Here is a 17,589-nt window from a genome sequence, read left to right as displayed (position 1 = left end):
CGCTCGGTGCTTGCGGCTTGAGCTTCGGGGAGTCGGATCAGGCGGGCGGCACGTCGGGGATGCGCCACAACTTGCCCTGGCGGGTGGTGGCGTAGAGGTGGCCGTTGTCGCGGTCCAGCGCGATGCCGCAGACCGAGCCGACCCCGTCGGCCACCACCCGCTGCCGGCCCTTGGCCTCGCCGTCGGCCACGACGACCTCCCGCAGCTTGTTGCCGTCCGGGTTGGATACGTAGGCGTTGCCCGTGCCGTCCAGCGCCACGCGGACACTGCTCCCGAGGTTGGTGGCCACGGCTCGCGGGGTGCCGTCCTGCGCGCTCAGGTCGACCTCGTACAGCCCGCCGCGGTCGTACTCGCCGACGTACGCCTTGTCGCCGTTGAGCGTCACCCCGGCGGCCCCCGGTACGTCCCAGGTGCGCTGCCTCTCCGCCGTTCCACCGCTCAGGCCGTACTCGATCAGCTTGCCCTTCCCGTAGTCGGTGACGTACACCTTGCCGCCCGGCAGGTCGAGCGCGACGCCGTACGCGTAGATGCCGTCGGCGACCTTGGCCGGCGGGGCGGAGGGGTCGGACAGGTCCACCGTGATCAGGCGCATGCCGCCGTAGTCGGTGACATAGGCCTTGTTGCCCGCCGGGTCCAGTGCCACGTCGTTGGGCTGGCCCAGGCCGCCCACGACCAACTCCGGTGTGCCGCCGGCGAGATCCACCTTGTACAGCTTGCCGCCGTTGTACCGGTCGGTGACGTACGCCTTCCGGTTCGCGAGGTCCAGTGCGAGGCCGTCGGCCGTCCCCAGGCCGGTGGCGAGTTCGACGGGAGCCCTTCTCGGGACCTCCGGCCTCTCGTCGGGCTTGTGGAGCGGGTGCCGCTCCATGGCGAAGTCGAGCTTTTCGAGCTCGAAGATCTCGTGCACCCCCGCGAGGGTGGAGACGACCTCGGCCTCTCCCCTCTGCGTGAAGGGCTTTCCCTCGTCGGTCAGGTCGAAGGATTCCTTGGCCGTGCCGGTCTCTCCGAGTTTCCAGGCGACCACCCTGGAGTACTTCGGTTCCGTGGCCTGGGGGCCGTTCGGCTTGACCTCCTTGACCTCCACCGGCTCGGGGTAATACAGGGCGACCCATCCGCCGAAGGAGACCGGAAACTCATAGTCGAACCTCCGCACCTGACGCCGCTGTGTGGCCAGGACGTCCACCCGGCTGCCGACTTTTCCGCTCAGCGTGGACGAGGTCTTGAACGCGGTGGTCACCGAACCGCTGACGGAGGCGGTGATCCCCAGCATCAGCTGGGCGGACAGCTCTCCCGTTCCAGTGGCGGTGCTGGTGGCCGTGGTCGTACTCGTCGACTGGGACTGGGACTCCGTGTCGACGCCCTGATTGTCCTTGCTGTTCTTCAGGGTGGTCTTCTGGGACTGGTTCGCCGCCATGCTCTTCTGCAATTGCTGCTGAAGGGATGCGGTCGTCTTGGCCCCGAAGGTGAGCTGTACCTGTCCCTGGAGGGACCAGCTGATCGTGTTCGAGATGGAGAATTCGACGGTGTGCGACCAGTCCGTGGGGATCGGGTCGGTCCGGTTGACGAACGTCTGCTTGGCGATCACGTCGGGCGGCGGCTGCGTGATGTCGCCCCGCTCCTCGATGAGCGGTACGCCCACTGTCATGTAGGCCCGCCAGCCGCGCTGGTGAGCCGTGGCCTCCGTATCGGGAAAGCCCTCGAACCGCCGCTTGTTGAGAGAGAAACCGATCGGGAGGACTTCCCGGTCCGTTCCGTCCGGCGCTTTCCGTTCGGCCTTCCTCTTCAGCCTGTCCTTGTTCCGCGCCAGGATGGCAGGGGCGTTCTCGTCAATCGCGAGTTCCTTCAGATTCCGCCCGGTCAGTGGGTGGCGAATGAATCGCTCGCCGAGGTAGGTCGTGCTCACGTTGTTCTTGGTGGGGTCGCCCATGCCCTCAGCCCTTCCTCGGGATGTCGTTGGCCGAGCTGCGGTTGCTCTTCCTCGATTCCTCCAGCTGTTCACCGCTGACCTTGGGGCGGTCCTTGTCGCCGATCTTCGGCTGGTCCTCGTCCTTGATCTCCACCTTGACCTTCTTGAAGGCATCATCCTTGGCCGAGGACGCCATGCCGGTCGTCGATTCGGGGTTCTCGCTGGCTGCCTGCTGGGCGGCGGCCGCGGTTTGCGTGTTCTTGAAGAGGGGAGCGATGAAATTGCCCATGATGTCGAGCGCCTCGGGTGACGTCTCGCGTACGATCTTCGGGTCGCGCGCGACCTCGGGAATTCCGTCGTAAAGCTCCGGATCGACCCCTTCCCTCTCAGGCCAGGCGCCGGGGATGTTCTCGCGCGCTTTTCGGGCCGACTCCTCCGCGGATTTGGCTTCGCTTCCGCCGCTGCCGAAGATGTTTTTGAAGGTCATGAGCTTCCCTCTTCTCCCTCTGCGCGTCGTTCGCCGTGCGCTCCGGAATCTTCGTGCGCTTGCCTACCCCTTCGCTGAACGGTCCATACGGCAGATCTGCTGTGACCGGTGGGGAGGAGGCAATTCAGGACATCGAACGCCTGATTGAATGGGGCACGAATGCGCGGGGTTTTTTCCGCGGACGGCCTTGCGCATGGCAGTGCCTATGGCCGTACCGTGCCGTGGCGTCGCCGCGGGCCGGTCGCGCGACAACGCGCGCGACCGGTGAGGGAGTTGCTTCTTGCGGCGCCCCTAAGAGGCCTTGACCTCGTCGATGAACGCGGACCAGCTCGCGGTGTGGAACACGAGCTTCGGGCCTTGGGGGTTTTTGGAGTCGCGGACGGGGATGACGGTGGGGTGTCCGTCGGCTACTTCGAGGCAGTTGCCGCCGCTTGCGTCGCTGTGGGTGGACTTGCGCCAGCGGGCGATCTCCAGGCAGTCGCCGCCGTCGCCCGCGCTGTAACTGGACTTGTGCCAGGTCGCGCCGCTCAGGTCCATGGTCAGGCGTCCTTGAGGTGGGTGACGAAGGTGGACCAGCTCGCGGTGCGGAAGACGAGCTTCGGGCCCGTGGGGTTCTTGGAGTCGCGGATGGGGATGACGGTGGGGTGGCCGTCGGCGACTTCGAGGCAGTTGCCGCCTTCTCCACCGCTGCGTGTGGACTTGCGCCAGCGAGCCACCTCCAGGCAGTCGCCGCCGCTGCCGCCGCTGTAGCTGGACTTGTGCCAGACGTATCCGTCCATGGTCAGGCGTCCTTGAGGTGGGTGACGAACGCGGACCAGCTCGCGGTGCGGAAGACGAGCTTCGGGCCTTGGGGGTTCTTGGAGTCTCGGACGGGGATGACGGTGGGGTGGCCGTCGGCGACTTCGAGGCAGTCGCCGCCGTCACCGCCGCTGTGTGTGGACTTGCGCCAGCGGGCGGTCTCCAGGCAGTTGCCGCCGTCGCCGCCGCTGTAGCTCGACTTGTGCCAAACGGCCTTGCTCAGGTCGTACTCGTACTCACGGGCGTTGTTCTCCATGCTCGTAATCCTGCGCCACCGACTCGATCAGGGCCAGGGATTCTTTCGGCGAGAGTGCGGCGGCCTGGAGGAGGTTGAACATCAGGACGTGGCGGGTGACGGTGGCCGGGTCGTCGAGGAGCTTGCCCATGTCGGGCCCTTCGACGAAGGAGAGCGGCGGGGCGTCATCGAACTCCATCAGCTTCAAGTGGCCGTGCATTGCCGCGTGTGCACCGGCGCCGAAAGGCAGCACCTGCACGATGATCCGATGCTCCCGCGCAAGCCTCGCCACGTGGCGCAGGGCCTCTGCCATCACCTGGCCGCCGCCGACCGGGCGCCTGAGTACCGCCTCGTCAAGCACTGCCCATAACAGCGGGGTTGTTGGGTCATCAAGCAGACGCGCGCGGTCGAGTCGCGCGGACACATCGGCGTCGATCACTTCCTGCGTCGCCGTCGGGTTGTACGCGCGGAAGACCTCCTCCGCGTACGCCTTCGTCTGGAGCAGTCCTGGGATCAGCAGCGTCGCGTACTGCCTGATGGAGGTCGCGACCGCCTCCGCCTCCGCCGCCTCCGCGAAGTGATCCGGATACTTCGACTTCGCCAGCGCCCCGCAGTTGCGGGTGAAGAAGTCCTCCGTGCCGAGGGTCTCGTCGAAGTGGCGCGCGTACTCCAGGTGCATCCGGCGCGTACCCGCCTCCAACTGCCCGATGAACGTGCCGCTCACGAACACCGGCGCCCCCAGCGCCTCCTGGCTGAGGCCGGCCCGTTCGCGGGCGTGGCGCAGCTCGGCGCCGAGGAAGGCGCGGGGGTTGGAAGAGGGGTCGAGGTCCTTGGGGCGGGTCATGGGCAACTCCTCCACCACGCGGGGGGCTTTGTTGGGTCGGCTGCGCTTTTCAGCCTACGCAGGACCGGACACGCTAGGTGACGTAACGACGACACTCGGTGGAAAGGCGGAGCCCATGGCGCTGACGGCGGAGGAACGGTTGCGGGCGGCGGAGGAGGCCGTGCGGCAGTTGAAGGCGGGCCTGGCGAGGGCGGGGGTCACGCTGCCGTCGCTGCGGGTGGACCCATTGAGCGTGGCGAACGAATCCCTGCCCCTCGTGGAGCTGGGGCGCTGCAACATGGACACCGCGCTGCGGCTGGCCTGCGTACTGGAGGGGCGGCGCGGTGAGTGATCCGTGCGTGCCGGAGGCGGGGACGTACGCCGTGGACTTCCGGGACGGCAGCGTCGGGCAGGTGATGGGCTGCGAGGGCGGCCTCGTGCAGCTGCGGCCGCTGGGCGGCGGCCGGGAGTGGGACTGCCCGCCGGGGTCGGTGGGTGACGCGCCGCCGGAGGACGTGCTCCGGGCCAAGGTGCGGGAGCTGAACCGGCGGGCGCAGGCGTCGCCGCGATGAGGGACCGCTTCGGCTCACATGGTGCGGTATACATCCCAGCGGTTGCCGACATGGACGACGAGGATGACCAGCACGTCGTTCTGGATCTCGTAGACCACGCGGAAGCTGCCGACGCGCAGCCGGTACAAGCCCTCGTGTCCTGTGAGTTTCTTGGTGTCGGCGTCGTCGCGGTACGGGTCGTCGCCCAGCGCGGCGAGGGCCGTGAGGATGCGCAGGGCCTGCTGCCGGTCGATGGACCGGAGCTGGCGCTGGGCGTGCGTGGTGAAGCGGAAGGCGTACTTCACGCGGCGTCGCCCGCGGTGTGGCCGCCACTGTCCCTGGCGCCGCTCTCGAAGAGGTCCGCCAGCAGTTCCGCCATGCCGACGGTCGGGTCGTCACGGTGCCGCTCGGCTTCGCGTGCCGCGAGTTCGTCGGCCGCCTCGTCCAGCGCGTCCAGAACCTCTATGGGCACCAGAGCGGCGACACGCTTTCCCTTGCGGGTCAGTACGGTCACCTCGCCGGCCTCGGCCTTGTCGACGACCTCTGCGAGATGGGCGCGGGCTTCCCGGATGGTGACGTTCTCGCTCATGGCTCAAGTGTACGCACATGCGTGTACACACGCTTCGTGGTTCAGCCGGTGCGGGAGTGGTCCAAGGCCGCGCGCAGGTGGCCGTTCGACGTGGTGAGGAGGTCCGCCGCCGTGGCGGCGTCGACTCCGCCGAGGATCGTCAGGATCGCGTTCTTCACCTCGCCGTCCGTCGCGACGAGGGCGGCCTCGATCTCCTCGTCGGCGGCGCCGGTGGCGAGGGCGACGATGCGGTGGGAGCGGGCGCGCAGCTTCTCGTTCGACGCGCGGACGTCCACCATGAGGTTCCCGTAGGTCTTGCCGAGGCGGATCATCGTGATCGTCGAGATCATGTTGAGGACGAGCTTCTGGGCCGTGCCCGCCTTCAACCGGGTGGAGCCGGTGAGGAGTTCGGGGCCGACGACGATCTCGATGCCGTGGTCGGCGGCGGCCGCGAGCGCGCTGTCCGCGTTGCAGGACAGGCCGATGGTGAGGGCGCCGTGGCGGGCGCGGGCGTGTTCGACCGCGCCGATCGCGTACGGGGTGCGGCCCGACGCCGAGACGCCGACCACCACATCGGCCGCCGTGAGCCGCAGGCCGTCCAGGTCGGCGGCGGCGAGTTCCTTGCTGTCCTCCGCGCCCTCCACCGCCTCGACCATCGCGCCCGGGCCGCCCGCGATGAGGCCGACGACCCGGCTCGGGTCGGTGTTGAACGTGGGCGGGCACTCGGAGGCGTCGAGCACGCCGAGGCGGCCCGCCGTGCCCGCGCCCGCGTAGACCAGGCGGCCGCCGCCCGCCAGGCGCTCGGCGGTGGCGTCGATCGCGGCGGCGATGGCGGGCAGCCGCTCGGCCACGGCCGCCGGGACGGTCGCGTCCTCGCCGTTCATGATCCGCGCGATCTCCAGGGTGTCCAGCCGGTCGATCTCGGACAGCTCGGGCCGGAACGCCTCGGTGGTGAGGGTGGCCAGCTGGGCGCGGAGATCTTCGTGGTCTTCGGTCGAGGTCATGGTGGTGGCGGCTCTTTCGTGTCCGGTGGGGGGTTGGCGGGGCGGGGTGGAACGGTTCAGCGGCTGGTGCCGCCGCGCGGACTGTGGCGGTGGGCGAGCGCTTCGTAGGAGGCGGCGAGCGCGGGCGCCGCCGTCTCGTACGTCCGCTGGGCGACGCCGACGAACAGGCAGTCCACGACGAGGAGCTGGCTCGTACGGGACGACATGGCGGCCGGCCTCAGCTCGCTCTCGCGCGCCGTCGAGGTGGTCAGGACATGGTCGGCGTACTGCGAGACGGCGCCGTCGGGGCGGCCGGTGATCGCGACCGTGGTCGCGCCGTGCTCGAAGGCGACCCGCAGCGGCTCGATGACGTCACCCGTGGAACCCGAGTGGGTGATCGCGATGGCGACGTCCTTGGCGCGCAGCGTCACGGCGTTGGTGACGGCCAGGTGCGGGTCCGAGTGGGCGTGGGCGATGTGGCCGATGCGCAGGAGCTTCTGGGCCAGGTCCTGGGCGACGAGGCCCGAGGCGGCGACGCCGTAGATCTCCACGCGGGGCGCGGTCGCGAGGGCGGCGACGGCGGCGCCGAGCTGCACCATGTCGAGCGCGGCGGCGGTGTCGGCCAAGGTCTGCTGCTCGTCGTAGGCGAGCTTCGCGACGACGTCCGCCAGGGGGTCGTCGACGGCGATGTCCGCGGTGACGGCGGGCGCCCGGCCCGACTGCTGCTGGGCGGCGAGGCCCGCGAGCGCCAGGCGCAGGTCGCGGTAGCCGGGGTAGCCGAGGAGGCGGGCGGTGCGGACCACCGTGGCCTCGCTGGTGCCGGTCAGCTCGGCGAGGCCGGTGACCGTGAGGGCGGCGCATCCCGCGGGGTCGGCGGCGACGGCCTCGGCGACGCGCTGCATGGAGCGGGTCATCGACGGCGCGAGGGTCCGGACCTTGGCCGCGAGGGCGGCGGGGGCCGGGGGAGCGGCGCCCGCGAAAATTTCCTTCACTTCATGGGTCACGTCTGAAAGGTATTTTCACGGGCGGAGGCGGTCAAGACTCCGCGACGCCCGCGTCGGGTGACAATGGCTCCATGGACACGATCGACCCCCTGGAGCAGGCGTTGCACGCCGCCCGCGCGCTCGTCCTCGCCGACCTCGTCGCCCGTGAGGTCGCCGAGGCCGAGGTCGTCTCGCTCGTCGAGGAGGCGGTGGCGCACCGCCGCTGGTGGGTCGAGCAGTGGCCCGAGGGCATCGGCTACGTCGCGGGGCTCGTCGCCCAGGACGTACAGGACGCCCTGCTCGAACGGTACGGCCGCTGGCCGCTGTGCCCGGTGTGCGCCTCGGGCGACCCGCACGCCCTCGACGTCGAACCGGAGCTGGGGCCCGATCCGCACTGGGTGTGCGGCAAGGCGGGCGTCGTCGTGGCGCCCGTGGGCAAGCTGACATGACCCTCTACATCGACCCGCCGACCTGGCCCGGCCACGGCCGCATGTGGTCCCACCTGGTCAGCGACGTCTCGTACGAGGAACTGCACGCCTTCGCCGCCGCCATCGGCGCGCCCCCGCGCGCCTTCGACGACGACCACTACGACATCCCCTCGGACCGGTACGACGACGCCGTGCGGGCGGGCGCCGTCGAGGTCGGCTCGAAGGAGCTGGTGCGCAGGCTGACGGCGGCGGGGCTGCGCAGGCCCAAGGGGCGGCCGGTGTGACGCCGGTGGCCTACGGGGCGGACGACGTGGCCGGGGCGGGGGCGGAGGTCGGGGCCGACGACGTGACCACGCGGCCCGGAGTCTTGCGGTGCAGGCGCAGCGAGACCGCCACCGCCGCGATCGCCGTCGCCGTCATGGCCGCCCCCGCCCACGCCGTGGCCGCGTAGCCGAGGTCCAGGTCGATGACGGTGCCGCCGAGCCAGGGGCCGCCGGTGTTGCCGAGGTTGAACGCCGCCGTCGTCGTCGCGCCCGCCAGGGTGGGGGCGGCGCCCGCGACGTTGAACATGCGGGCGTTCAGGGCCGGGGCCGTGTAGAACGCGCTGACCCCCAGCAGGAACGACAGCGTGATCGCCGCCGCCGGGGCCGACGCGAACAGCGCCAGCGCGACGAGGAAGACCGTCGACGCGGCGATGCCGCTGAGCAGCACCCCGAAGAGGTGCGCGTCCGCGACCCGGCCGCCGATCGCCGTGCCGACCAGGGCGCCGAGGCCGAAGAGCCCCAGGACGGAGGGGACCCAGCCCTCGGCCAGGCCCGCCACGTCCGTCAGGAGCGGCGAGAGGTAGGAGAAGGCGCAGAAGACACCGCCCGCCGCGAGCGCGGTGATCGTGACCGAGAGCCAGACCTGGCGGTCGGCGTAGATCGCGACCTCCTTCTTGAGGCGCGGCTTCTCGGCGGGCAGCGGGATGCGCGGGATCAGCGTGAGGACGCCGACGAGCGCGACCGCGGAGGCCGCGCCCACCGCCCAGAACGCGGAGCGCCAGCCGAAGTGCTCGCCCAGGAAGGCGCCCGCCGGGACGCCGAGGACGTTCGCGATGGACAGGCCGCCGATCATCACCGCCATGGCGCGGGCGCGCTGCCCGAAGTCGACCATCGCGATCGCCACGGCCGCGCCGACCGCCCAGAACCCCGCACAGGCCAGGGCGCTGACCACGCGGGACGCGAAGAGGATCTCGTACGAAGGGGCGAGGGCACCGGCGACCTGGCCCAGGCCGAAGACCGTGATGAGCGCGATGAGGGTGGTGCGCCGGGGCAGGCGCAGCGTCGCCACGGCGAGCAGCGGGGCGCCGATCACCATGCCGATCGCGAAGGCGGATATGAGCAGGCCCGCGCGCGGGATCGAGACGTTCATGTCGTCGGCGATGGGCGGCAGCAGCCCGGAGAGCATGAACTCGCTCGTGCCGAGGGCGAAGACGGCGAGGCCGAGCATGTAGACGGCCATGGGCATGCGGGCGGGTGTGCGCTTGCTGGTGGCCGTGGGTGTGGGTGCGGGGGGAGCGCCGGCGTCCGGCTGCGCTGTCGGGTCAGAGGTCGGCATGAACAGGTCCAACACCGCTGAGGGGTGCCGGCATTCCTGGGGCACGTCCTGGGGCACGTCCTGGGGCACGTGCATTCCCGGGCACGGGTAGAGGGGCGCCGTCACCTCCGCGTCCCGTACGTCTCGCGCGCTCCGACCGCGCTCTCCGTACCGGCCGCACCCCCGTGGTGACGGCGCCCCTCCGCTCAGGACCCGCTAAGCGCGGGTCAGCCCTCGTCCCAGCTCACGCTGCCGACGCCGGTGCCGCCGAAGCAGCGGGCGCTCGACACGTCGGAGCGGCCCGGGTGCAGGGTCTTCCAGGCGCCCTTGGCGTCCGGCCACGCGCCGCAGACCACCGAGGCACGGAAGGCCCGCACCTGGTTGGTGTTGTTCTTGCAGTGCGCGTGCCCGGTCCAGCCGTCCGTGTCCGTGCTGCACGTGAGGATCTTGTCGGCAGCGGCCGGGGGCTGTGCCGCCGGAGCCGCCGCCGCGCCCGGCGTGACAGCGGCGAGGACCGGCAGTGTCGCGACCGCCACGGCCGCGAGCTTGAGGGCGAGGGGGGTGAAACGGCGAGACTGGGTCATGTCCCGTCCTCCTTCTGGATGGCAGGCGCGGCGCGCATGAACGCGGGCCGCTGCCGCTTCTTCATGACTCCGATGGTCGCGGCGGGCCCTGTCACGGCGGTCACTCGGCGGTCACTCGACACTCACGCGGCGTGCTGGAATCATGACGGAACGTGACAGCTGGGGTGGAGAACGCGGAGCCGGGGAACACGGCGCTGGAGTACCGGATTCTGGGGCCTCTGGAAGTGCTCGCCGACGGCAGACCGGTGCCGGTGCGGGCCGCGAAGCAGCGGGCCCTGCTGGTCTCCCTGCTCGTGGACGCGGGCAGCGTCGTCCCCACGGACACCCTCATCGCCCGCCTGTGGGACGAGCCGCCGGAGGGCGCCCGCAACGCCCTCCAGAACTACGTGCTGCGGCTGCGGCGCACCCTCGGGTCCACCCGGGGCGCGGGGCCGATCCGCACCTGCCCGCGCGGGTACGCCATCGACGTACCGGAAGGCGCCCTCGACCTGCACCGCTTCGACGCCCTGGCCGACCGGGCCCGGGCCGCCGCGGCGGCGCACGCGCCCGAGCGGGCCGCCGCGCTGCTCGGCGAGGCGCTGGCCCTGTGGCGCGGGGAGCCGCTCGCGGACGTACCGTCGGAGCGGCTGGCCCTGGAGGTCGTCCCCGCGCTTGACGAACGGAGGCTGAGCGCCCTGGAGTCGCGCACGGAGGCCGACTTCCTGCTCGGGCGGCACGCCGACGTACTGCCCCGGCTGCGGGAACTCACCGCCGCCCACCCGCTCCGGGAGCGCTTCTGGGCCCAGCGGATGCTGGCCCTCTACCGCTCGGGCCGCCAGAGCGAGGCCCTCGACTGCTACCGCGCCGTCAGCGCGCTGCTCGGCGACGAACTGGGCGTCGACCCGGGCGCCGAGCTGCGGCGGCTGCACCAGCGCATCCTCACCGGCGACCCCGCGCTGAACGCGCCGCCGTCACCGCGCGGACCCCGCGCCAAGGGGAACCTCCCCGCCGAGACGACGACGTTCGTCGGGCGCGAAGCCCTGCTGAGCAGGACCCGCAAGCTCCTGGACAGCGCCCGGCTCGTCACGCTCACCGGGCCCGGCGGCGTCGGCAAGACCCGCCTCGCCCTGCGCGCCGCCGCCGAGACCGCGTGGGCGTACCCGCACGGGGCCTGGCTCGCCGACCTCGCGCCGCTCACCGAACCCCGCCTGCTGGACCGCGCGGTCGCGGAGGCGCTGCGCATCCCCGACCAGTCCCTGCGGCCCGGCACGGAGGTCCTCGTCGAGCACCTGCGGGAAAGGCGGCTGCTGCTGGTCCTCGACAACTGCGAGCACGTCGCCGAAGCCGCCGCCGAACTGCTGGGCACACTGCTGGGCGCGGCGCCCGGGCTGCGCGTGCTCGCCACGAGCCGCCAGGGGCTGCGGGCCCCCGGGGAATACCTGCTGCCCGTGCCGCCGCTGGGCGTCCCCCGGCAGCGGGGCGCGGCGCCCTCGCTGACGCGGTGCGAGGCCGTGCGGCTGCTCGCCGACCGCGCCGAGGCGTGCGCCCCGCACTTCCGCATCACCGCGGGCAACCAGGAGGCGGTGGGGCGGCTCTGCCGCCGCCTGGACGGCATCCCCCTGGCCATCGAACTGGCCGCCGTCCGCCTCGGCACGCTCTCCGCCGAGGAGATCCTCGACCGGCTCGGCGACCGCTTCCGCCTCCTCTCCACCACGGGCCCCCACCACCAGCGCACCCTGCGGGGCGTCGTCGACTGGAGCCACGACCTGTGCGACGAACGCGAACGGCGCCTGTGGGCAGGCGTCTCGGTCTTCTCGGGCGGCTTCGACCTGGCGGCGGCGGAGGCGGTATGTCCCGACGAACCGGGCGACGAGACCGTCACCTGCGCGGACTTCGGGCCCGCCGACGCCTCCTGCGCGGGCGCCTCCTGGGCCGAGCCCGCAGGCGCCGCCCGCGGGCCCGCGCGGGAGGACGTCGTGGACGTGCTGGCCGCCCTCGTCCACAAGTCGGTGCTCACCGTGGACACCACCGGCTCGCCCGCCCGGTACCGGATGCTGGAGACCCTGCGGCAGTACGGCCAGGGGCGGCTCGCGGAGACGGGGCGGGAGCGGCCGTTGCGGCGGCGGCACTGCGCCTACTACGGGGCGGTGTCCGCGCGGGCCGCCGCGCAGTGGTTCGGACCCGGCGAGGTGGACTGGCTGTCGCGGCTGCGGCGGGAGTCGCCGAACCTGCGGGCCGCCCTCGACTTCAGCGTCTCGGACGCGGGCGACGCCACGGCCGGCCTGGAGATCGCCGCCAACCTCACCCGCACCCGGTACTGGTTCTTCAGCAGCTCGCTCGGCGAGGGCCGGCACTGGCTGACCCGCACCCTGGACCTCACCCCCGGCGCCCCCGTCCCGCTGCGGACCTGCGGTCTGGCGCTCGCCGCCTGGATCGCGCTCTGCCAGGGGGACCAGCCCGCCGCCGAACGCTTCCTGGCCCGGGCGGCGCGGCTCGGCGGGGCGGCGGAGGACGGCGTGACCCCGGCCGTACTGGCGTACATGGAGGGCGCCTTCGCCTTCCTCGTCCGCGGCGACGCCGACTCCGTCGCGCTCCTCGCCCGCGCCCGGGAGCGCTTCCGGGCCTGCGGCCAGACGGGCGACGCCCACATGGCGACCATGATGTGGGCCATGGCCGCGGCGTTCCTCGGCGAGCGGGAGGCCGCCCTCGCGGCCGGGCGGGAGTACGCCGCCGAGGCCGAGGCCCACCGCGCGGGCTGGGCGCACTCCTGGGGGCTGTGGGGCATGGGCCTCGCGGAGCTGCGGCACGGCGACGCCCACCGCTCCCTCGGCCTGTTCCGCGACTCGCTGCGCCGCCAGTGGGGCATCGGGGACCGCTGGGGGCCCGTCTGGGGCGTGGAGGCGCTGGCCTGGGCCGCCGCCGCGACCGGTGACCACGGCCGGGCGGCACGGCTGATGGGGGCGGCGGCCCGGCTGCTGCGCACGACCGGCGTCGCGCTGACCGGGCTCAAGCCGCTCCACGACGCCCACATCGAAGCCGAACACCTCCTGCGCGAGCGCCTCGGCGAGGAGGCCTACGCCGCCGCGTACGCGGAAGGGGCGGGGACCCGGGACCCCGTACGCCTGGCGCTGGGCGGGGCGGCCGCCGTCCGGTGAGCACAGCCCCGGCGCCCGCGCGGCTCAGGCGCGGCGCATCCCGTACGCCCACGTGGCGTCGCGGTCGGCCAGGCGCGCGTACCCCGCGCGCGTCAGCACCCCCTGGGACGCCGTGTTCTCCGGGTCGACGAGGGCCAGCAGGGACGTGACCCCGGGCCGGGCCAGCGCCCACTCGGACAGGGCCCGCAGCGCCGCCGTGGCGTGCCCGTGGCCCCGCGCCGCCTCCGCCAGGTCGTAGCCGACCTCCAGGCAGCCCTCCTCGTCCGGCGGGCCGTGGAAGCCCATGCCGCCGACCGCGAGGCCGTCCTCGGCGCGCACCAGCGCGTACAGGCCCCACTCGGGCCGGTGCGTCCCGTCGGCGTACGCCTTCGCCACCCGCCCGGCCGCGCCCCGCGTGCCGGGGAAGGGGCCGCCCTCGATCCAGGTCAGCCCGCCCGTGCCACCCGCCGCGAGATCGGCGGCGGCCGTCGGGGACACCTCGCTCAACGACACCGGGCCCGCGGGCAGGGACAGGGAGTTGTGCCAGCGCCACCGCGTGAGCGGCGCGCGGCCCGGCAGGTCACCGCGGCCCGTGGCCCAGAGCAGGACCCGCCACGGCGGGCCGCCCGCGGGCGAGACGTGCGGGAACAGGTGGCCGAGCACCGCCGCGCACAGCTCCTCGGGCGGCTCCGCGTCGACGCCGAGCGCCCGCGCGATGTCGTACGTGTGCAGGAGGACTTCGGCGACGCCCATCGCGGCGAAGCCCGCCGCGTCCGCGCTGCCGTGGGGGTAGGGGTGGTAGGCGCGGACGCCGGGCGGTGTCGTGCGGACCACCGACGCGAGGATGCCCCCGGTCGCCTCGATCACCCGGATCGCGCCCTCGGGGTCCGTGCCCTCGTCGAGCGTGATGCCGAAGGGGACGTAGGCGCCGGTGGCCCGGCCCGTCAACTGCCCGGCGTACGCCACGAGATCACCGGCGATGTGCTCCGCTGTCTGCAAACAGCTCCAGTCGAGCCCGCCCGCCGCCACGCCCCAGTCCCGGCCGGCCGCCGCGCGCAGCACCCGGGCCGCGTGCGCGACGGCCTCCTCGACCCTGTCCCCACCCATGAGAAGCATGGGGAGGAGCGTACGGAGTGCTCCGCGGCGGCGCGCGGCAATTTCGAGGGCGCTGTCAGCGGCCGTCTCAGGCGTCCAGCAGCGCCAGTTCCGTCATGAGGTTCTCGCGGGCCGCCGTCTCCCACTCGGTCGCGCCGTACGGCGTCCTGAACAGGTGCGGCAGGCCGAGGAGTTGCCGCAGGACGGCCGCGCGGCCCGTGCGGAACGCCTCGTCCGGCACGAAGGCGTACTCCTCGCGGACGGCTGCGGCGTAGGCGGCGTACGCGTCCGGGGCCGCCGCGAGGATCGCGAGGTCGGCGTCGCACAGCACCTCGCCGTTGCGGTCGCCCTCGGCGGGGTCGTGGGTCACGGTGAGGCGGACGAGGCGGGCCACCTCCGCGACCTGGTCGGGCGCCAGCCCTGCCTCGGGGAGGGCGCGTTCGGCCAGCCGGGCCGAGCGCTCCTCGTTCTCGGAGCGGTCGGGCGCGTACACCGCGTCGTGGAACCAGGCCGCGAGCCGCACCAGCTCGGGGGCGTCGGCGTGGCCCTCCAGCACGTCGATGTGGTCGAGCACCGCCGTCAGGTGGTCGACGGTGTGATAGCGCCGCTGCGGCTCGGCCCAGCGGACGAGGAGGTTGTCGGCGAACCGGTACGGGTCATAGACGCACTCGTCGGTGTCCCGTGCGCGCAGCAGCGTCGTGAGCCAGCGCTGCCGCAGGGCGTCGTGGCGTTCGCGCAGGTCGTGGTTGTCGTCGTCGGCCATGGGGTGGAGCGTAACCCGCGTGTACCCCACGGGGGTATATTGACCCTGGGTGGCCGGGGGCGATTGGCTGCCGTCATGACGACGACCGCACCTGAAGAGAGTTACGAGCCCGAGCGCGCCGGACGGCTGCTCCGGACCGAACGCGACGCCCTGATCCCGCTGTTGAGGTCCGCGCCCGACGAGGCGTTCGCGCTCCGCACCTGTTGCCCCGGCTGGACCGTGCGCCATGTGATCGCGCACTGCGGCTCCGCGCTGATGCGGGTCGTGGAGAACCGCTTCGAGGAAGGCGTCTTCAGCGCCGAGAGCAATGAGCGGGACATCGCCGAGCGCGCCGACTGGTCGCCCTCCCGCCTCGTGGACGAACTGGAGCGCGGCATGACCGAGGCCGGGAACGTCATGGCCGCGGCCAAGGGAGTCCTGGACGGCATCGCGCTCGGCGAGTGGGTGCACGCCGGGGACATCCGCGAGGCGTGGGGCGAGCCGGGGGCGTACGGCGGGGACGGCCTCGCCGACGCGCTGCCGCTCCTCGAACTGCACAGCAGGGGCGCGTACAGCACGGCGGCGCCGGGGCTCGCGGTCCACGCGGACGTGGACGGGCGGGACGAGCCGCTGGTCCTCGGCGCCACGGACGGGCGCAGGCCCCCGGCCCGCTACATCGGGGACGCGCCGACCCTCGTCCGGCTCTGCGCGGGACGGCCGCTGACGGGGACGCGGTACGAGCTGGCGGGCGCCCGGGAAAAGGAGTTGGTGCTTTTCGGCTGACGTGGATCATGGGCCCATGACCTCCGAATCCGGCGCACCGCTGGTCCCCGCCGATCCGAACGTGCTGCACCCCATGCCCGGCCAGGAGCGCGTGGTGCTGCTCAAACCGCTCGTGAAGTCGCCGCTGATCGAGGTCGGCGACTTCACGTACTACGACGACCCCGACGACCCGACCGCCTTCGAGACCCGCAACGTCCTCTACCACTACGGTCCCGAGCGGCTGGTCATCGGCAAGTTCTGCGCGCTCGGCGAGGGCGTGCGGTTCATCATGAACGGCGCCAACCACCGGATGGACGGGCCCTCCACGTTCCCGTTCCCGATCATGGGCGGTTCCTGGAGCGACCACTTCGACCTGATCAGCGGGTTGCCGGGGCGCGGTGACACGGTCGTCGGCCACGACGTGTGGTTCGGCTACCGCTCCACCGTCATGCCGGGCGTCAGGATCGGGCACGGCGCGGTCATCGCGTCGGGCTCGGTGGTCGTCGACGACGTGCCGGACTACGGCATCGTCGGCGGCAACCCGGCCAGGCTGATCCGCCGCCGTTTCGGCGACGAGGACATCGCCCGCCTCCTCGAACTGGCCTGGTGGGACTGGCCGGCCGAGCACCTGACCCGGCACGTCCGGGCCGTCATGTCGGGCAGCGTGGCGGAGCTGGCCGCCGTGGCGCCGGGCGGCGACGCGGCCACCCCGAAGGCCGGTTGACCTTCGGGGTACGGGTGAGCGGGGGAGGGCGGCGTGAGCGGGGAGGGCGGCGGTCAGTGCTGGTGGTACGTGTGAGCGGGGAGGGCGGCGGTCAGTGCTGGTGGCCGCCGTCCTTCTGCGTGCCGGTTCCGTGGCCGGCCTCGGGCTCCGCGTGGCCGCCGCCGTCCGTCTCCGTGCGGCCGGTGTCGTCGCCCGCGTGCACCGTGAACGCCGCCGTGCGGACCTTCCCCTCGTGCTTGAAGTCCAGGAAGAGGCGGTACGCCCCCGCGCTCGGCGCCGTCGCCGTGAAGGAGATGCCGGGGCCCGCCTTCGTCCGGCCGTCGCCGGGCTCGCCGTTCGGGTGGACGTGGAGGTAGGCCAGGTCGCCCGACCGCAGGGCCACCAGGTGGCCGTAGGCGCCCAGGTAGGGCTGGAGGTCGGTCACCGGCCTGCCGTTCTTCGCCACGGCCAGGGTGAGGTCGCCGCCCGCGCCCGTCTTCAGCTCGCCCTTCAGCGTCACGTCGTACCCGTCCACCGTCGCGGTCGCGCTGGGCGCGGGCAGCTTCTTCGGCGCGGCCTCGCCCGCCACCGCCAGGTCGGCGCCGAGCGTCAGGCCCTCCTCCGCGCCCTCGGGGCGGAAGTCGGCGAAGACGCGGTAGCCGCCGGCCTCGGGCAGCTCGACCTTGGTCGACCAGACGCCGTCCGCGGCCCGGACCGGGTGCAGGTGGCGGTAGACCGTCAGGTCACGTGAGGCGACGATGAGGTGCAGCTCCTTGTCGTGCTCCTTCTGGTACGCGGTGACGTTGCGCCCCGTGGAGTCCTTGACGACGGCGAAGCGCAGCTCTTCCTTGCGGTCCGCCGCCACCCGCGCGGTCTTGAGGTCCAGGGTGTAGCCGCGCTCGGAGATCTGCAGGCCTCCGGCGGCGGCGCCGTGATCCTCGTGCGGGGTCTTGCCGCGTTCACCGTGCCGCGCCGCCGGGGCCCTGTCCGTGACGGGGTCGACTGCCTGGCCCACTCCGTACGCCGTACCGAAGGTCGCGGCGACGGCTGCGGCGAATGCGGTGATCTTCAGTCCGGTGTTCATGACGGCTCCCTGGGTGATCCCGGTCCGGCTCTTCCGGCCCATCGGGCTCGATACGGACGAGGATACCCCTGGGGGGTATTACGTCAACCCCTGGAGTCCTGGTGGCCGGGGGTTGCGTTGGGTACCCCCCAGGGGTATAAATGGATCTCGTCAGTGATACCCGGTC

General features: G+C 72.6%; 22 protein-coding genes. 7 read left to right on the top strand and 15 right to left on the bottom strand.

The features are described from left to right. Positions 1-37 precede the first annotated feature (37 nt). From J2N69_RS16580 to J2N69_RS16555, 6 genes are all read right to left on the bottom strand, one after another. Complete coding sequence (locus tag J2N69_RS16580; RefSeq protein ID WP_230901488.1) at positions 38-1,927, bottom strand: NHL repeat-containing protein; 1,890 nt, start codon at positions 1,925-1,927, stop codon at positions 38-40. Positions 1,928-1,931: 4 nt separating this feature from the next. After that, positions 1,932-2,393 carry a hypothetical protein gene (locus tag J2N69_RS16575; RefSeq protein ID WP_230901487.1) on the bottom strand — a complete coding sequence of 154 codons (462 nt, stop codon included), beginning with the start codon at positions 2,391-2,393 and terminating at the stop codon, positions 1,932-1,934. A gap of 291 nt (positions 2,394-2,684) precedes the next feature. Continuing rightward, positions 2,685-2,930, bottom strand: coding sequence for a DUF397 domain-containing protein (locus J2N69_RS16570; RefSeq protein WP_230901486.1), 246 nt, complete (start codon positions 2,928-2,930; stop codon positions 2,685-2,687). A 2-nt stretch (positions 2,931-2,932) separates the two neighbouring features. Beyond that, the gene (locus J2N69_RS16565) at positions 2,933-3,172 is read right to left on the bottom strand and encodes a DUF397 domain-containing protein (protein WP_230901485.1); all 240 of its coding nucleotides are present in this window, start codon (positions 3,170-3,172) and stop codon (positions 2,933-2,935) included. Between the two features lie 2 nt (positions 3,173-3,174). Then, positions 3,175-3,447 carry a DUF397 domain-containing protein gene (locus tag J2N69_RS16560; protein WP_230901484.1) on the bottom strand — a complete coding sequence of 91 codons (273 nt, stop codon included), beginning with the start codon at positions 3,445-3,447 and terminating at the stop codon, positions 3,175-3,177. Beyond that, on the bottom strand, positions 3,428-4,270 hold the full coding sequence (locus J2N69_RS16555; protein ID WP_230901483.1) for a helix-turn-helix domain-containing protein: 843 nt from the start codon (positions 4,268-4,270) through the stop codon (positions 3,428-3,430). Before J2N69_RS16555 ends, J2N69_RS16560 begins: the two co-directional genes overlap by 20 nt. Positions 4,271-4,385: 115 nt before the next feature. Between J2N69_RS16555 and J2N69_RS16550 the strand changes: the two genes are divergently transcribed. Together J2N69_RS16550 and J2N69_RS16545 are read left to right on the top strand one after the other, a co-directional pair. Continuing rightward, positions 4,386-4,601, top strand: coding sequence for a hypothetical protein (locus tag J2N69_RS16550; RefSeq protein ID WP_230901482.1), 216 nt, complete (start codon positions 4,386-4,388; stop codon positions 4,599-4,601). Beyond that, complete coding sequence (locus J2N69_RS16545; protein ID WP_230905028.1) at positions 4,594-4,821, top strand: hypothetical protein; 228 nt, start codon at positions 4,594-4,596, stop codon at positions 4,819-4,821. The genes J2N69_RS16550 and J2N69_RS16545 overlap by 8 nt, the downstream gene beginning before the upstream one ends. A gap of 14 nt (positions 4,822-4,835) precedes the next feature. On the opposite strand, the gene J2N69_RS16540 is transcribed toward J2N69_RS16545, so the two are convergent. Genes J2N69_RS16540 through J2N69_RS16525 form a run of 4 tightly spaced genes read right to left on the bottom strand, consistent with a single transcriptional unit; the run spans position 4,836 to position 7,355 of the window. Beyond that, the gene (locus J2N69_RS16540; RefSeq protein ID WP_230901481.1) at positions 4,836-5,105 is read right to left on the bottom strand and encodes a type II toxin-antitoxin system RelE family toxin; all 270 of its coding nucleotides are present in this window, start codon (positions 5,103-5,105) and stop codon (positions 4,836-4,838) included. Next, positions 5,102-5,389 carry a type II toxin-antitoxin system Phd/YefM family antitoxin gene (locus tag J2N69_RS16535; RefSeq protein ID WP_230901480.1) on the bottom strand — a complete coding sequence of 96 codons (288 nt, stop codon included), beginning with the start codon at positions 5,387-5,389 and terminating at the stop codon, positions 5,102-5,104. Before J2N69_RS16535 ends, J2N69_RS16540 begins: the two co-directional genes overlap by 4 nt. Before the next feature lie 41 nt (positions 5,390-5,430). Beyond that, positions 5,431-6,372, bottom strand: coding sequence for an N-acetylmuramic acid 6-phosphate etherase (gene murQ / locus J2N69_RS16530; RefSeq protein ID WP_230901479.1), 942 nt, complete (start codon positions 6,370-6,372; stop codon positions 5,431-5,433). Positions 6,373-6,428: 56 nt separating this feature from the next. Next, complete coding sequence (locus J2N69_RS16525; protein WP_230901478.1) at positions 6,429-7,355, bottom strand: MurR/RpiR family transcriptional regulator; 927 nt, start codon at positions 7,353-7,355, stop codon at positions 6,429-6,431. 71 nt (positions 7,356-7,426) lie between these two features. On the opposite strand from J2N69_RS16525, the gene J2N69_RS16520 reads away from it, so the two are divergent. Both J2N69_RS16520 and J2N69_RS16515 read left to right on the top strand, forming a co-directional pair. Beyond that, a complete protein-coding gene (locus J2N69_RS16520) occupies positions 7,427-7,783 on the top strand; it encodes a hypothetical protein (RefSeq protein WP_230901477.1) in 357 nt (118 codons plus the stop codon). Continuing rightward, positions 7,780-8,046: a DUF4031 domain-containing protein gene (locus tag J2N69_RS16515; protein ID WP_230901476.1), complete on the top strand. Its 267-nt coding sequence runs from the start codon at positions 7,780-7,782 to the stop codon at positions 8,044-8,046. Before J2N69_RS16520 ends, J2N69_RS16515 begins: the two co-directional genes overlap by 4 nt. 10 nt (positions 8,047-8,056) lie before the next feature. On the opposite strand, the gene J2N69_RS16510 is transcribed toward J2N69_RS16515, so the two are convergent. Together J2N69_RS16510 and J2N69_RS16505 are read right to left on the bottom strand one after the other, a co-directional pair. Next, positions 8,057-9,271, bottom strand: a complete 1,215-nt coding sequence (locus J2N69_RS16510) for a Cmx/CmrA family chloramphenicol efflux MFS transporter (protein WP_230904746.1) — start codon at positions 9,269-9,271, stop codon at positions 8,057-8,059. Between the two features lie 296 nt (positions 9,272-9,567). Beyond that, the gene (locus tag J2N69_RS16505) at positions 9,568-9,924 is read right to left on the bottom strand and encodes a hypothetical protein (RefSeq protein ID WP_230901475.1); all 357 of its coding nucleotides are present in this window, start codon (positions 9,922-9,924) and stop codon (positions 9,568-9,570) included. Positions 9,925-10,076: 152 nt separating this feature from the next. Between J2N69_RS16505 and J2N69_RS16500 the strand changes: the two genes are divergently transcribed. Then, positions 10,077-13,058, top strand: a complete 2,982-nt coding sequence (locus J2N69_RS16500; RefSeq protein ID WP_230901474.1) for an AfsR/SARP family transcriptional regulator — start codon at positions 10,077-10,079, stop codon at positions 13,056-13,058. Between the two features lie 24 nt (positions 13,059-13,082). On the opposite strand, the gene J2N69_RS16495 is transcribed toward J2N69_RS16500, so the two are convergent. Both J2N69_RS16495 and J2N69_RS16490 read right to left on the bottom strand, forming a co-directional pair. Next, a complete protein-coding gene (locus J2N69_RS16495; RefSeq protein ID WP_230901473.1) occupies positions 13,083-14,153 on the bottom strand; it encodes a GNAT family N-acetyltransferase in 1,071 nt (356 codons plus the stop codon). Between the two features lie 67 nt (positions 14,154-14,220). Next, the gene (locus J2N69_RS16490) at positions 14,221-14,895 is read right to left on the bottom strand and encodes an HD domain-containing protein (RefSeq protein WP_230901472.1); all 675 of its coding nucleotides are present in this window, start codon (positions 14,893-14,895) and stop codon (positions 14,221-14,223) included. Between the two features lie 75 nt (positions 14,896-14,970). On the opposite strand from J2N69_RS16490, the gene J2N69_RS16485 reads away from it, so the two are divergent. Next, positions 14,971-15,657 carry a maleylpyruvate isomerase family mycothiol-dependent enzyme gene (locus J2N69_RS16485; protein WP_230901471.1) on the top strand — a complete coding sequence of 229 codons (687 nt, stop codon included), beginning with the start codon at positions 14,971-14,973 and terminating at the stop codon, positions 15,655-15,657. Between the two features lie 16 nt (positions 15,658-15,673). Next, positions 15,674-16,360 carry a CatB-related O-acetyltransferase gene (locus J2N69_RS16480; protein WP_230901470.1) on the top strand — a complete coding sequence of 229 codons (687 nt, stop codon included), beginning with the start codon at positions 15,674-15,676 and terminating at the stop codon, positions 16,358-16,360. Positions 16,361-16,451: 91 nt separating this feature from the next. On the opposite strand, the gene J2N69_RS16475 is transcribed toward J2N69_RS16480, so the two are convergent. Then, positions 16,452-17,423, bottom strand: coding sequence for a hypothetical protein (locus J2N69_RS16475; RefSeq protein ID WP_230901469.1), 972 nt, complete (start codon positions 17,421-17,423; stop codon positions 16,452-16,454). Between the last annotated feature and the right edge of the window lie 166 nt (positions 17,424-17,589).

The sequence above is a fragment of the Streptomyces huasconensis genome (genome assembly GCF_021028635.1).
GTDB lineage: Bacteria > Actinomycetota > Actinomycetes > Streptomycetales > Streptomycetaceae > Streptomyces > Streptomyces huasconensis.
Note: the sequence above shows the minus strand (reverse complement) of the source record. Positions and strands in the feature narration are given on the sequence as shown.

Excerpts from the sequence above, each read along its gene's own strand:
- J2N69_RS16580 (WP_230901488.1), bottom strand. The coding sequence starts at position 1,927 with ATGGGCGACCCCACCAAGAACAACGTGAGCACGACCTACCTCGGCGAG.
- J2N69_RS16575 (WP_230901487.1), bottom strand. The coding sequence starts at position 2,393 with ATGACCTTCAAAAACATCTTCGGCAGCGGCGGAAGCGAAGCCAAATCC.
- J2N69_RS16570 (WP_230901486.1), bottom strand. The coding sequence starts at position 2,930 with ATGGACCTGAGCGGCGCGACCTGGCACAAGTCCAGTTACAGCGCGGGC.
- J2N69_RS16565 (WP_230901485.1), bottom strand. The coding sequence starts at position 3,172 with ATGGACGGATACGTCTGGCACAAGTCCAGCTACAGCGGCGGCAGCGGC.
- J2N69_RS16560 (WP_230901484.1), bottom strand. The coding sequence starts at position 3,447 with ATGGAGAACAACGCCCGTGAGTACGAGTACGACCTGAGCAAGGCCGTT.
- J2N69_RS16555 (WP_230901483.1), bottom strand. The coding sequence starts at position 4,270 with ATGACCCGCCCCAAGGACCTCGACCCCTCTTCCAACCCCCGCGCCTTC.
- J2N69_RS16550 (WP_230901482.1), top strand. The coding sequence starts at position 4,386 with ATGGCGCTGACGGCGGAGGAACGGTTGCGGGCGGCGGAGGAGGCCGTG.
- J2N69_RS16535 (WP_230901480.1), bottom strand. The coding sequence starts at position 5,389 with ATGAGCGAGAACGTCACCATCCGGGAAGCCCGCGCCCATCTCGCAGAG.
- murQ (WP_230901479.1), bottom strand. The coding sequence starts at position 6,372 with ATGACCTCGACCGAAGACCACGAAGATCTCCGCGCCCAGCTGGCCACC.
- J2N69_RS16520 (WP_230901477.1), top strand. The coding sequence starts at position 7,427 with ATGGACACGATCGACCCCCTGGAGCAGGCGTTGCACGCCGCCCGCGCG.
- J2N69_RS16515 (WP_230901476.1), top strand. The coding sequence starts at position 7,780 with ATGACCCTCTACATCGACCCGCCGACCTGGCCCGGCCACGGCCGCATG.
- J2N69_RS16510 (WP_230904746.1), bottom strand. The coding sequence starts at position 9,271 with ATGCCCATGGCCGTCTACATGCTCGGCCTCGCCGTCTTCGCCCTCGGC.
- J2N69_RS16505 (WP_230901475.1), bottom strand. The coding sequence starts at position 9,924 with ATGACCCAGTCTCGCCGTTTCACCCCCCTCGCCCTCAAGCTCGCGGCC.
- J2N69_RS16495 (WP_230901473.1), bottom strand. The coding sequence starts at position 14,153 with ATGCTTCTCATGGGTGGGGACAGGGTCGAGGAGGCCGTCGCGCACGCG.
- J2N69_RS16490 (WP_230901472.1), bottom strand. The coding sequence starts at position 14,895 with ATGGCCGACGACGACAACCACGACCTGCGCGAACGCCACGACGCCCTG.
- J2N69_RS16485 (WP_230901471.1), top strand. The coding sequence starts at position 14,971 with ATGACGACGACCGCACCTGAAGAGAGTTACGAGCCCGAGCGCGCCGGA.
- J2N69_RS16480 (WP_230901470.1), top strand. The coding sequence starts at position 15,674 with ATGACCTCCGAATCCGGCGCACCGCTGGTCCCCGCCGATCCGAACGTG.
- J2N69_RS16475 (WP_230901469.1), bottom strand. The coding sequence starts at position 17,423 with ATGAACACCGGACTGAAGATCACCGCATTCGCCGCAGCCGTCGCCGCG.